We start from the raw sequence: 14,789 nt of genomic DNA, 5'->3' as shown, positions 1-14,789 counted from the left end.
ATACCCTTCTTTTAAAACGTTTTTTGTTACTCATCTATAAGCTCCACTTCAGAGACATTCCACCATAGAATGTAGTAGAGAATTTAGGATCAGCTACTTTTTTCTCCTTAAAGATACTCTTGATTTTTCTCTCATTATAAGAGAATGACCTTACTAAAGTACTACCTGCCGTAAACGATAAAGTCATATTATCAGAAAACTTAATCACAGGACGCAGACCAGCTACGATCTGCTGAAATCCTAAAATCTTGGTTTCATTATCCTGTTTGACGATAGCGGTCATTCCTTGAAGGTCAACAGCTGCACTTAATGAAAAGTGATCTGTAAACTTGTATCCCAGCTCAGCGCCTTTAGGGAAAGTCACCTTAACAAAGAAATCACCACTCGTCTCCCAATTCAGATAAATACCTGGTAACACCATAGGTACCCCAAAGCTATTCGTCAATACAGGCCCACCTCCTAGTGAAAAATTAGGTCTAAAATGCTTGATAAAAAATACTGCTCCCTGCCCAAGGATAGCCTCTTTATTTATATTCTCCATATCTGTATACACCCCCACAGACCCCATCAACAATAATGACCACGAATCACTTATCGATCGAAAGTGCTTTACACCTACAGAAGCATTTAATAATTCTGACGGGAACAGCTGTTCTTCATAATCTTTATGATTCATCCTAGCATACCCTCCATAAGCCATCACAGACCATATCCTTGGCTTATCTCGATGGTCCATTTTCATAGAAAGAGGGATTTCTAAAGCAAGTTCTACCTTTTTAAAATCACTTTTTGAATCCGTCTTTAGACTATCTATCGGCCTAATATAATTAGACATAGGGACATAATCTACCTTAAATTCCCCTTGTATCTTACTTTGAGCTTGTACAGTATAAATACTCATAAATACCAAACCTAAAGTCAACAAATGTGTTACTATTCTCATCTATTCTATTTTGGCACAAAAAAACAATACCTCTATTACATGGTAAAAACTATTTGACGACTGACTCGTTACAGGTGATATACATAATGCATGCGACTACTTCTGTAATCCTATGTCAGTGCTTTTTAGACCAATATCATTTCTATACCTTCCCCTCTTTATATCTAAGCACTCTGAACTTTGTCTTAGACAAATACACATTATCAAGTACAAAAAAATCGTGTTTTCTTATGATAAGACCTCTAAAAACTAATAATAAATTACTTTTTAAGCTATTATAGAGCTCTTTTATGTCTATTTACATGTTAATAAAGAGTCTCCTAAAGAGTTAAGCCATAAAATCTTATTATTTTTTTTAGTTACATTAAATTACAATACACTGATAAGCAATACATTAAATTCAAACCACTCAATATAACGTAACATAACCAACACCTTACGACCTCAGTATATATAGCCTATACACGGTATTCCTTGGACAATTCTAGGAGGATACTAGGACTATAACTGGCTAAAAGCCTCTTTTGCCCAAGAATACTCCTTCTATTCTCTTTTTACTATACTTAGATGTCATAATAATGTTGGTAAAAAATGATTATTTAAACAGCGTTATTTAACCAAATATGCCGTTTTCTACTCTTTACACATACATAAATATATTCTCATATAGCCATGGTCGTATACAGCTACTACCTCCAAGAGCTATTTATTTTCGAACAACACATAAACATTTGTATTACTGTATTTTATATCTTGTATAAAGAAATAAATCATCCTAAAAACAACGTTGTTATGGCAGAGATTAAACAAGGAATATTAAGTGAAGTAATAGGAAAAGTAGGGACTATAGTAGGCGTTAGATGGAGAGGTAGAAATATCATCCGTGCTAAGCCTCATAAATCTCGTAAAAAAGCAACAGAAGCACAGTTGAGACAATGGGATAAGATGAGCTTAGTCTCTACGTTTACTGCTAAATTTAAGGATTTTGTCAATATGTACTGCCCTGCTATCTTTATAGAAGGCAAATGGATGACAGGTAAAGAACAGATGATTTCCAGATTAATGAAAAAAGGAATAGAGCTCTACAATGGTGTACAATATATCAATATAGAACAGGTATTACTCTCTATAGGAACGCTAGCTCCTGCCGTAATAAAAAAGATCAATCGCCTCAAAACTGGTAAGATTAAGGTACAATGGGATAATGCGCTAATCAATGCTCTAACACTCGATAATGATACCCTTACGATGATGGCGTATAATGAAGAGCTAGATGCATTCATTGATATCCCAAATATAGGTACACGAGCAGACAGGTATGCGCACTTCTGCCTACCTGCCCATTGGGATAAAGGTAGGATATACCTATGGAGCATGTGGAAATCAGCAGACAATAGTATCAACAGTACTAGTTGTTTTCACGGAGTTTTAGAACTTGCTGAACAAAAGGATACAACAGTGGAGAATAACCAACCTATAGCACAACAACCAAGATCTGTTCATACAGACACTCCTAGCACAAAAGAAGATAAACCAATCACCTCATCTTCTACTGTACAAAAAAAGTCTATATCACAAGCAAAACAAGAGATAGAACCAGCTATGCCTATTCATCCTAAAAACAAGGATATACCTCTTAGGGAACAACAACCCGTCGATGAACAAACAGAAGTAGACAATAATCTAGCTTATCCTTCTGGCTATATAAGGAGAGTCAGTAAGGAACTGATCAGAAGAATAAGTGAACCCGATAAGTCACTCATTCCAGATACAATGAATGAAGCTTACTCTATTCTAAAGCTATTACTTCCTGATGACGAACAACGAGAATGAGCCAATAAATAAGTTATCTGCTTTATCTAAGTCTGTAAATAATTAAATTTTATGTACATTATACCTGTTTATAATCTACTGGTATACTATTATAATTTACAGTCCTACCTTATACAGACTCTACTTTATTCTGTGTACTATGACTATCTTTGTGATATCAATACCGTTTGATTATTATTCATAACTTTAAACAATCAAAACAGGTCAACTATGAGTATAGTACTAACAGAAATAAAAGAGAACTTAGGAATTATCACCATTAATTCAGAAAAATCACTTAATGCACTATCGCTTGAAATCGTGAGCGAATTAAAAAGGATTTTAGAACAATGGAGAGATGATAGCAATATAAAATGTATTTTTCTACAAGGTGCTGGTGAGAAAGCATTCTGTGCTGGTGGGGATATCCGCCAAGTAAGAAAAGCAATAGAAGACTATAAAACTATAGACCCTACTCAGGTACCTCCTATCTGTGAAGAATACTTTATTACAGAGTACAGTGTAGATTACTTAATCCATACTTATCCTAAGCCTATAGTTGTCTGGGGAGATGGTATAGTGATGGGCGGAGGCTTAGGATTATTAGCAGGAGCCTCACACCGCATTATCACAGAGCGCAGTCTACTAGCTATGCCTGAGATTAGTATTGGATTATATCCAGATGTTGGAGCTTCTTATTTTTTAAATAAGATGCCTTCTGCTTATGGATTATACTTAGGGTTAACGGGAACTCGCTTTGATGGAGCTGATGCCTTATTTCTAGGTATTGCAGACTACTTTATACCTTCTACTGTGAAAGATAGTATACTAGACGAATTAGTACAGATCAGTAGTAGTGATCAGCTATCAGATAAGCTTAATACCCTATTAGCACAGCGCAGTACTCCTAGTACAGACTTACCTGTATCTCAGGCGATGTTACACAAGTCTCTTATTGCAACATTAGAGTCAATACGCTCTGTAGCAGAATTTATCGCTATCGTAGAGCCTGTAGCCAAATCTGATGCATGGGTGGCAGCAGGGTATTCATTCTTTACTAAAGGTTCTCCTACCTCTGTCCACGTTATCTTTAGACAGCTTACAGAGAGTAAACACTACAGCTTAGAAGAAGTCTTTAGATCAGAGCTTAATCTAACGTGTCAGTTTACAATACATCCAGATTTCTCTGAGGGAGTAAGAGCCCTATTAATAGATAAAGACCAATCCCCTAAATGGACACCTAGTACATTAGAGCAAGTGAGTAACGAATGGATAGAAAGCCACTTCACTCCTCTGTGGTCTACAGAAGAGCATCCTTTTAAAAATATAAAACAAGCATAATCATGACGGAAGAACAAAAATTCATTGCTGAGTCTATTAGTTATCTCATTAAATCTGGTTTTTGGGACAGTGAAGATGTAGAGGAGTTTATTACTGAAGAAATCAATGAGAATGATTTAGAAGGTAAAATCAACGAAAAGTGGATAAAAGAAACTATTCTAAAAGAGGAAAGAGCACTGCTTAAGGCAAGTAAAAATTGGCATGTACCAACTACAACACAAAAGTTAGTAAAAGCTTTTGACCAACTAGTGGATCAACATATCATCGCACTTCATTATGCAGGATATACTATAGATGATGGATACTATGAAGTAGATCAAATAGAAGAACAACTACAGGCAAAAGGAAAGAAGTCTAAAGGAATCTGTTTTTATAACGAACAAGACCTTCAACGTGCCTTTAGAGAAAAAGATCCTTATTTAACTCTTGCTTTCCAAGATATGCACTCTGAAAAAGAGGAAGACTCTATCTCAGTAGGTAAAAAAATTGTTCAAACCTTACAAGAAAATGGGTTTAAAACAGAATGGGATGGTACTGCTACACAAAAGATCACTATCTTAAACTTTGCGTGGCAACAAGCTTATAAACCAGAAAATGCCCTATTACTAGATTACGATTCAGTAGCTGAGAAACTTCTTAAAACGATATAACTTTAAAAATGAGTAGTACGATACGTACTACTCATCTTTTTTACATCTTATCCGTAATAGTCAATTCTTACTCCATTAGCTATAGTAGTACACAGTATGAATATAAGTAAATAATGAGAATGTTTTTAAAAAAACATGTTATTTATCATGTTTTCAACCTATTAAACCACTTAAATTTGTTATAAGAAATAAAACAATAAACAAATAGAATAATTATTACACTAGTAATATAGGTATATTCAGAATAGGTTTGACTATGCTATCTCATAAATAATTGATGACAAAATATGAATCAATATTCTCACTAAGAGAAAAAAGTATATCAATAAATTATCTTTAAAATTACCTTTGTGATAGAAGCAAAGCACCCATATAATCACAAAAAAACTGTTTATTTAGACCGACAGGTAACCTTATAACAATTACCTGTACTTAATCCAACAGATCATAGTATGACAGAACTGTATGATAGCGCACAATTATACAACGTCTCTTTCATTCAAATCTAAATAAGAGTTACAGTTCAATTTTTTCACTCTCTATAACTCCCTTATAGAGAGTTTTTTATTTTCCTTAAGCTGTATCCTTAGTTTTTAGTTTACTAATAAAAACAGAAGGAGAATCTCCAGTCACTTTTTTGAAAGTGACAGTGAATCTGCTGTGAGAAGCAAAACCACATTGTTCTGCTAAATAACTGATCTTATACTTTAAAAATTTAGGATCTTGTTTTAAGCAAGAGACGATATATCCTATTCTCAGTTCATTGACATAAGTAGCGAAGTCACATTCTTTATTCTTATTAATCACATAAGATAAATATCGATGATTAACGCCTATACTCCCTGCGAGTACATTAAGAGAGATGTCTTTATCTAAATATCCCTGTTCTTTCTCGAAGTGGGTTATCTTATGTAAGATATCCTGTTCTTTCTCTTCTGTGATATACCGTTTTTCTTCTGTACTATCTTCTTCATTACCTTGTTCTTCTAGGTCCTCAGCAGACTCCATAAATTGCTTTACTGTTCTTCTTAATCCCCGAACATACCTTAAATAAAAAACACCTGCAGATGCCACTAAAAAAAGAGCTATGGCATTAAATAGGTAAAAGATATTATACAGTTTGTTCTCTGATCTCTCTTCTGATCTAGTATATACCTCATCATTATTTTCTAATAAAACATCTAAATCCTCTATCTGCCCTAAGACTCTAACTTTAGCACTGTAAATGTTATTATTTAATTCACTTACGACTTGTTCTTTATTTACTGCTAAAGCTACATTTCCCCCACAAAACATAGCTAAAAATAAAGCTAATATGACATTCATTTTTTTACTCTTAATTTAAATACTGTTTATTAAAACAAAACATTCTAACAAATACAGAAGTATTCATATATAAGCATACCAAATGCTATAGGTGACATATCACCTATTCTTAAAAGGGGGAGAAATCAGATACGATTAAACTTATGGGGGGAATTTAATCTACTTGATATTAAAACACTTCGTATTCTTTATGCTTAATTACTATTTACTTTACTTATATTTTTTCAAACTTTTATCTATAGTTGTATGGAAACTAAAACATAAAGTTCTTTCTAAAAACAGTTAAATATTTATATTATTCTCTTTTACACAATCCTGCAAAAATAACTTTTTTCACCTCTAAAACAAAATCACAGTTCCTTATAATACGTGAAACAAGCCTATTCATTGCCAAAAAAATTCAATTTGTTTTGCGTATAAATACCGATACTCTGCCAAATTATTACACTACAAATTCTGCTGCCAGTTCCATGCTGTTCTTAACGATTCTTCAATAGTCGTATTTGCTTTCCACTGTAATTCTAACTCTGCTTTAGATGCATCTGCAAAGGCTATTTCAATATCACCTGCTCTTCTATCACAGATCTTAAACGGTACTTTTATATCATTAATTCTTTCAAAGCTCTTGACTATCTCTAATACAGAAGTTCCCTTTCCTGTCCCAAGGTTAAATATGTCTAGTACTTTATCCTCTTCACTAGACAACAGTTTCTTTAGTGCTGCCACATGAGCTTTAGCTAAGTCTATCACATAGATATAATCTCGAATAGCGGTTCCATCTTCTGTCTCGTAATCATCTCCGAATACATTCAAACATTCTCTGACACCCGCTGCTGTCTGTACTACATAAGGGATTAAATTATTAGGTATCCCTTTAGGCATTTCTCCAAGTAATCCTGATGGATGCGCACCTATAGGATTAAAATACCTCAACAAAGTTGCTCTTTTTTGTTCTGCCTCAACATAATCACGTATAATCTCTTCTCCCATCTGCTTAGTCTTTCCATAGCACGATTCGGGCATCTTTAGAGGAGTACTTTCACTGATAGGCATGATATCAGCCTGTCCATATACTGTACAAGAAGAACTAAAAATAAAATTAGAGAGATTCTGTCTCTTCATTTCTTTTAGAATGTTCAGTAGCGAACCTATATTATTACCATAATACTCTAAAGGAAGTACCTGACTCTCTCCTACTGATTTATATGCTGCAAAATGAATAATACCATCAAATCTGTGCTTATCAAATAGCTGAGCTACTTGATGACTATCTTTTAAATCTATCCAATAATACTCAGGTTCTACCCCTGTAAGCTTCTTAATATTCTGTAAGACATCTTCTTCAGAATTAGATAAGTCATCCACTATCACTACCTCATAATTATTCTCTAATAACTCCACTACCGTATGAGACCCTATATATCCTAGTCCTCCAGTCACTAATATCTTTTTCATGTTCTATTTTATTGTTTTACATCTAAATAATAATCACGATCTATAGTACCATCTACTAGGTCTTCTGCTGTACTTCCCTTATGTAAGCTATACAACTCTTCATAATCTTTAGTATAATGTGCATCTGGCACTACATTTAAGTCAAAAGTGACTTCTATATTCTCTACGGTATCAAAGTTTCCATATAGTGTGACATAATGCTTTACATAGCCTATGTTTTTAGTCGTATCAAACTTTAATACAAGTTTTCCTTCTCCTCCTGCTGGAATATGTTTTAACGAAGCTGTATGGGCAACTATGCAACCACAAGACACTATAATATCTTTTAGAACAAATGGGTTATCTCCTTTATTCACTAAAGGAAATACCATTGTCTTCTCTTCTCCTTGAATAACTGGATAATAATGTCTGTCGTTATCAACAATTTCTAAACTGGTTGTCTCTCCTTCTCCTCCTTTACATCCCACTAATAGTGTAAAGAACAATAGAATGAAGAGTGTATATTTTATTCTACTCATTATATTTTAATTAGTTATTTGTATTTCATCAAGAGCTATAGTCACTCTACTTCCTTCCTTCTTTGTAAAGACAATCTCCATTTTCTCACTTTGATTAAAATCAATATAAGTCGAGAACTCTGCTATACTATCTGTCAGGTGGTAAGAAGCTGAATCAATAGTCTTGACTAACTTACCATCTAGTCGTAACTCTATGAGAGCAGGTGACTCAAACTGATGCTTTTTATTACATAAAAAGCGCAAACCAAGTGTCTTCACACCTTCTATATGAGCTGTATTAAACTCTACAGACCACTTATTCTCTGGAGATATATACCATCCTAAGTGATAATCTGTTCTAAAGCCTAGCAATCCATTACTTAATAGCGTACTCGAGGTTATCACTTTGCCTGTGCTGTTTTTAACTATTATAGGTTTTAGGAGAAGAAAGCTTTCTTGTCCTTCTTTAGCTACGATTTCTCTCCAACTAGTTAGATAATTGTCTACATTACCTTCTGCTTCTTTATACTTCAGTATTCCTCGTTCTTTAGCTAGATTTAATACCTCTAAACCATTTTTGAGTTCTTGTTTAAAGGTGATTGAATTTCCTTTTACATCAATAGCTCCTAGATGATCAGAGGCACGATAATAAGCTAATTGTAAGCGAGTAAAAGTAAGTGCAGTATATAGTTTATCTAACTTCTTTCTCTCTTCTCCATTTGTAAGTAAAACTTGTTTGGCTAAAGACTGATAGAAAGCAATAAACTCTTGTGGATCTAAGTAGTTATTAAAGTTATCTTCTGGAGAACCATACATATTATATGGTTTATTGGCTTGATTGTAACGCTTCTCTAGGCGGATATAATAAGTGCTGAGCAAATCTCTACTCTTAGGATATACCTTCTTAAAGTAGCTTCTAATTAACTCTTCTACATCTGCATGAATGTCCTTCATCAAAGTGGTAGCTACATAAGTTTGCACATCCGAAAAAGAGGAATAATCATATCCACTAGCATTTAAAAAGATCCCTTGTACACCAAGATTTTTAAAAAACTTTAATTGGTGTTGTAATCCGTAAAGAACTGGTATTGGACTTAGATAGTCGTCAAAATTAGAGCTATAATCCCATAAGAGAACCCTATTGGTCTTCGTACGCCATGTCTTGATATCAGATATAAAACCTTGTACATCCTTCTGAGCTAGGTACTTCTCTTTTAGAGCTACTCCTTTAGGGATATCTATCGTACTTATCATCACACCTACATTAGGCTCTAAAGCCATATTAGGCACTGTATTAGTAGATAAATAAGCTAACATATAGAACTCATACTTCGGAAATCGTCTAGCTAATTTATTAATCAGATGAGCGACAGACTCTGAAGCCTGAGCAGTAGACTTATTCAAATCAAGACATCCTGCACAGCTACACACAATGGCGTTGTCATTAGGTGCAATCACAAAACGATAATGCTCTGAGCCCTCCACCCCATAACCATAGTTATCAATAATGTATTCTGATAGATAAGCATATAAATCCCCTGAAGTGAAACAGAACTGATCTCTGTTTACTTGTTCATTTACTCTCGCATAGATTATAGATTTAGGCTCAGAAGGAATCGCTTTAGCAATGTTATGCCCCCAAATACCCCAATCTTCTTCCACATTATTATTTCCCAATACACCAGACTGATCTAATAACAAATTCTCTAGGTAATGAGGTTCTCTATAAGTAAAGTCATTTGTACTACACCCTGTGACAAAATCTAATATAGCTGGTGGCAAATCTGCTGTTAGAAAACGAGAATCCTCTTCTGATATCGCTTCTATTAGCTGATATATTACCCATTTTATAGTCTGTCCATCTCTAGCCTTAATACGCAAGCCTTGATGATCATGCTGAATGCAATAATCATGCTCTAGAGTCTCATCCATTGTTATATAAATATGTTTGGCACTATCTTGTTCTTCATTCCCTGTAGCCATTTCTACAATGGGATGAGTAGAAGTACGTCTCATCAGATGCTTGTATAAATAATCTGCCCACAACTTGCTCTCAAACACATCATCTGCATGAATAACGTAATATTCACTGCTCAATTTTTCTGAAGTATTCGCCTTACAGCCATAGATACAGCATAAGACAGATAACAACGAGTATTTAATTATATTAGAAAACCACATTTATTGCAAAATATAGATTGTAAAAATTCTTATACTTCAACTGATTATCCTTGTAGTTATACCAACTTCCCATAATACTACCTGTAACATTCTTGAACAATACTGTTCCGTATCCTGCTCCTACATTGGTATTCAACACATCAAATGTATCATACAGCTGATAATCGATTAACTCAACATCAGGAGATGATCCCACGCCTGCATTAGCCGCTATAAAATGCTTAGGAGACGATAAGAAATACCTTGCATTTACAGATAGATTATACATCCACTTATGATTACTAAAAAAATTGTTTAGCTTCACATTTAGACTGTATTGATCTGTCTGCTTAGTAGCTCCTAGAACTATATTAAACATATTATCACTAGTATTCGATACCTCTTTATCCTTTTGGAATATTCGATACCCTGCTCCTAGTTCTAATTCTACACCGCCTAAAAAGTTAAAGTCTCTGAACACAGATCCATTAATAGAGAACTTAGGGAAGTAAGCATCTGCAAAAGCTATATTAGCATTACTGCTCCACTTATCACTCCAGGTTCTAGCCCAATCAAAATGACCTTGAATACCACGACCTGCTTCTCTAGCGGTATAATTCGTTCCGATAGTATAACTATTCTTTAGCGCATGATAAGTGTAATGAACTGAAGCTATAGAGTGCTTCTTACTAGACTTATCATCAAAGTGACTGCGCAAATACTCTATACCTATCTCATTTCTCAATGATTTATAAGCTAAGAACTGTAAGTGCTTTTTATACTCTTCTAACTCTATAGGTGATGGGTCATAGAAAAGCTGATAAGCATAAGCCTCTGCATATTTCTTTTGCTTTTCTAATACTAATCCTTTAGTATATTTTATAACTCTACTATTAGGTAAGTATGCTAAGGTTTCGTCTAATACGCTTAGAGCCTGATCAGTCTGATTCTCTTTGATCAACTGTAAAGCATACTTTTCACTGATCTCTTCATAAGTGGTAAGTGCTAGCTCATGATAAGGTTGTTGTATTACTTGCGATAATATAGCATTGTAAATAGGACCATAGTCTGTTGCTACGTTTCCTTGATACTCTGCTAACTTCACCTGAAAGAAGACTTCTTCTGGATACACCTCTACTCCTCTTTGTAAATAGGCTTCCATTTCTTCTTCTCTCTTTAACTGATGAGATAAGTTAACTGCATACACAAGTGCTGTTTTATTAGTAGGGTCATGAGCTAGCCAACGTTTAACGTAATATAAGCTTTCGCTATACAAAAAATGTTCATTCTGGTCTTTGACAATAGCTGTACACAACTCCTGATAACCTGGCAAATAAGTTCTTCGTTGATCTAAATCTAAAGCAACAAGCTCTTCTTCATAGGCTGCTAAAGCTTCGTTATACTTATGTAGTTTAAAATATAAATCTGCTTTTTTAAAGCCTAGATGAATAGACTCATTCGCGTTTAGTTCATATTGATTCAATGTATGTAGTGCACTAGTATAGTCTCCCTTCGCTACATAAGCTCTATACAGTCCCATATAACCTAATGAGGTAATCTCCTTATCTGATGACCTTAATAGAATATGCCACCTATCAATAGCATATTCATACTGCTCTTCTAGCATAAAACCTTTAGCTTCTTCTAGTGTAATCTGATAATAAGAATCTTGTACTTCCATATCGCCAGGATAACTAGTATATAGTTGTTTGACTAAAGCTTTTGCTTTTGCTGTATTCCCCATACGAGTATAGACTTGTAGTTCTTTTAGTGCTAACTCTTTAGTAGCTCCTGATGCCTTTTTATACTTATTTAGCTGATACAATGCCTCCTCATATTGCTGCTGAGCAATAAGTTGGTTAAATACATAATTAAAAGCTTCTTCATTACGAGAGTTACTATTCAATACATTACTATACAAGTCAAAAGGAGCTGTTAACTTGGCGTGTCTAGCTGCTTCTAAAGTGTAATAATTATATTGCTGAGTCAATTTAGACTGTTGTAAAAATGGCAATAATAGGTCATATCTCTTCTGATCTGATAATACACCTATCTTCTTATTCTGTAGGGTTGTATTATTTGGAAACAAAGTAAGTGCTCTCTCTATTTGAATAAGAGCATTATTCCAATCTGCTGTTTTGATATAATCATTAATCAGTACTAAATGATACTCTACATTTTTTGGGTCATTCTTAATCAATTCTTTATTTAAAGAAATCGCTTTATCAAAATCTCCTAATGTTTGATTCTTTGCTAACTCTAGTTCTATACTATAAGCATATTCATTCTTTAGATTTTGATCAGACGGATATATCTGATACAATCTCTTTCTCAGTCGATCTGCTTCCACATGATTGCCTTGTAGTTCAAATAAGTGTATTTTTCTCTTCCATAGACTTTTTAAATATGGCTGTACTTCCAATATCTCATTGACATAACATATCGCACTAGAATAGCGCTTCGTCTCTGTTTCTACATTGACTAAAATATGTCTAGCATCTATTTGTCCTGGATCTAATTCGATAGCCTTAACTAACTCATACCTCGCTTTATCATATTGTTTAATATGGTGGTAATACTTTCCTAATAACATGCGCAGATCTGCATCTTTAGGGTCTTCTAGCATCCCTTTATCTACAATCTTCTTACCTGATTCCCATTTATTCTCGTTAAACTCACGATTAGCAAGTAATACATAATCTTCACTTCCTTCTTTAGTTGTCTGTACTTGTGCATAATTATAAGTAGAAACTAACAATACGCTTAACTGTATCAGGTGTCTTTTTATTCTATTCATTTCGTTTACAAATTAAGATAGAGTAGTCTCTATTGGTTCTGCTTTAGTTTCTTGAGAAAAGCCTTGACGTGTCATTTCTCCCCATTTAAAATTCTTTTTAGTCATAAACTGCCAGTATCCTCTAAGGCTAAAAAACACAATGAAAGGATGATAAAAAATAGCTTCAAAAGCAGATAAGAAAACAAGTTTTAGGTAATCTATATAGGAGTCGTACTGTTTCTTGACAATAACATCAAAAGAAATAGATACTAGAGACATCGTCGCCCCTACCATGTAAACAAACAATAACATTAGCCAGAAAGTCTCTAGGTTTACCTGATCTGTAAAAAATAGAAAGATTAGAAACGCTATTCCTATCAGCTCTACGATAGGTGCCATAAATTCAAATAATAAGGCATACGGCATAACTAATAACCCAAGTCTTCCATATTTAGGATTAAGCATTAATCTTCTGTGTACTATAAAAATCTGCAACAATCCTCGTCCCCATCTAGTACGCTGTCTACCGAGTACTTTAAGATTAGGTGGGCCTTCTGTCCAACAGCATGTATCAGCAATCTGTTCGATACGGTATTCTTTCTTCTGGTCACACATATAAGCGATCATTCTAAAAGTCATATCCATATCTTCTGCATGAGAAGAAGAGTCATACCCCCCTGCTTCTACTACAATATTTCTATCAAAAAGTCCAAAACCACCAGATACATTAGGAATCAAGTTAAAACTAGACCATCCCATTTTTGCCAATAAATACGAACGAAGATATTCTGTCTCCTGAAATAAGGGGATTAAACGATTAGGTGCTTTTACTTTAACAATCTGACCATCTTTTACCTCACACCCATTAGCCATTCTCATGGTAGCCCCTACTGCTATAACAGGAACTTTAGAATCTAGTACAGGTAATATGATTTTGGTTAGGGTGTCCTTACTTAAAATACAATCGACATCTGTATTGATAAAATAATCATATTGAGCAACATTAATACCAGCATTCATAGCGTCTGCTTTAGTACCTCCATTCTCTTTATCTACTACTGTTAGTCGCTTATAGTCTGGGTTAGTAGATTTAAAAATACGTTTGACAGGCTTACTTCTAACCTTCTGAATATAAGGGTAAGGAACTTCATGTAGATCAAAATTGTCAACAAGTAATTCTAAAGTTTGATCTTTACTTCCGTCATTCACAATGATTACCTCAAAATTAGGGTAATCTAGATTTAAAAGAGATTGAACATTAGCAATAATAATTACCTCTTCATTATAAGCAGGTGCTACTACTGAAATAGCAGGTGCTATCTCTGGATGTGTTCTTAAAGTATGTTCTTCTCTAGCCGTATATTTTACTTTATTTTTAATAATCTTAAAGTATCCAAATACTGCTAAAAAGAAGTAAATTAACGTAATTAAACAAGCGTAAAAATAAACTAGGTATTGATAAAAATAGAATAATTCTTCCATATTAATTTTAGTAAGGTTGTGGGGATTAAGCCAATATTCTGCACTCTCTAAAAGCTAAAAAGAAGACAGTCATTCAAATCATCTTCTTCTAGTCTATTGTACAAATAAAATCACAAAGGCGATTAATAAAAAAGTACTTAACCAGTTAGAGGTATATTAACAAGTATATTGCTTCCTAGCGCAACTCAACATACCCAATAATCTGTCTTTCAAAATCAGTAATTGCTTGTTCTTTAATTTTATTATAGGTCACTTTACTCTTATCTAAAAGATAAATTGTAGAAACTTAGTACACGACAAAATTATTAAACAGTTGATTTTAAGAGAAATAAAGGAAAGGATTATTT

10 protein-coding genes are annotated in these 14,789 nt (G+C 33.9%); 3 read left to right on the top strand and 7 right to left on the bottom strand.

The window, feature by feature from the left end:
- Positions 1-34: 34 nt before the first annotated feature.
- Complete coding sequence (locus MODO_RS09525) at positions 35-943, bottom strand: DUF6268 family outer membrane beta-barrel protein (protein ID WP_006259223.1); 909 nt, start codon at positions 941-943, stop codon at positions 35-37.
- A gap of 792 nt (positions 944-1,735) precedes the next feature.
- Here MODO_RS09525 and MODO_RS09520 point away from each other — a divergent pair.
- From MODO_RS09520 to MODO_RS09510, 3 genes are all read left to right on the top strand, one after another.
- Complete coding sequence (locus tag MODO_RS09520; protein ID WP_006259224.1) at positions 1,736-2,776, top strand: DUF6266 family protein; 1,041 nt, start codon at positions 1,736-1,738, stop codon at positions 2,774-2,776.
- 210 nt (positions 2,777-2,986) lie between these two features.
- Positions 2,987-4,096: an enoyl-CoA hydratase/isomerase family protein gene (locus MODO_RS09515; protein ID WP_006259225.1), complete on the top strand. Its 1,110-nt coding sequence runs from the start codon at positions 2,987-2,989 to the stop codon at positions 4,094-4,096.
- Between the two features lie 2 nt (positions 4,097-4,098).
- Entirely contained in the window at positions 4,099-4,746 is a 648-nt protein-coding gene (locus MODO_RS09510; protein ID WP_006259226.1) for a DUF6891 domain-containing protein, read from the top strand.
- A gap of 573 nt (positions 4,747-5,319) precedes the next feature.
- Here the strand turns inward: MODO_RS09510 and MODO_RS09505 are convergent.
- From MODO_RS09505 to MODO_RS09480, 6 genes are all read right to left on the bottom strand, one after another.
- Positions 5,320-6,072: a helix-turn-helix domain-containing protein gene (locus tag MODO_RS09505; protein ID WP_006259227.1), complete on the bottom strand. Its 753-nt coding sequence runs from the start codon at positions 6,070-6,072 to the stop codon at positions 5,320-5,322.
- 447 nt (positions 6,073-6,519) lie between these two features.
- On the bottom strand, positions 6,520-7,527 hold the full coding sequence (gene galE / locus MODO_RS09500) for a UDP-glucose 4-epimerase GalE (RefSeq protein WP_006259228.1): 1,008 nt from the start codon (positions 7,525-7,527) through the stop codon (positions 6,520-6,522).
- Between the two features lie 8 nt (positions 7,528-7,535).
- Positions 7,536-8,045 carry a DUF1573 domain-containing protein gene (locus MODO_RS09495; RefSeq protein WP_006259229.1) on the bottom strand — a complete coding sequence of 170 codons (510 nt, stop codon included), beginning with the start codon at positions 8,043-8,045 and terminating at the stop codon, positions 7,536-7,538.
- 6 nt (positions 8,046-8,051) lie between these two features.
- Positions 8,052-10,205, bottom strand: a complete 2,154-nt coding sequence (locus MODO_RS09490) for a DUF4838 domain-containing protein (RefSeq protein ID WP_006259230.1) — start codon at positions 10,203-10,205, stop codon at positions 8,052-8,054.
- A complete protein-coding gene (locus MODO_RS09485) occupies positions 10,192-12,981 on the bottom strand; it encodes a YaiO family outer membrane beta-barrel protein (protein WP_006259231.1) in 2,790 nt (929 codons plus the stop codon). Before MODO_RS09485 ends, MODO_RS09490 begins: the two co-directional genes overlap by 14 nt.
- Before the next feature lie 12 nt (positions 12,982-12,993).
- The gene (locus MODO_RS09480) at positions 12,994-14,442 is read right to left on the bottom strand and encodes a glycosyltransferase family 2 protein (RefSeq protein WP_006259232.1); all 1,449 of its coding nucleotides are present in this window, start codon (positions 14,440-14,442) and stop codon (positions 12,994-12,996) included.
- Positions 14,443-14,789 lie beyond the last annotated feature (347 nt).

It is taken from the genome of Myroides odoratimimus (assembly GCF_001485415.1).
In the GTDB taxonomy this organism is placed as follows: domain Bacteria; phylum Bacteroidota; class Bacteroidia; order Flavobacteriales; family Flavobacteriaceae; genus Flavobacterium; species Flavobacterium odoratimimum.
This window is presented reverse-complemented; position numbering and strand designations above follow the sequence as displayed.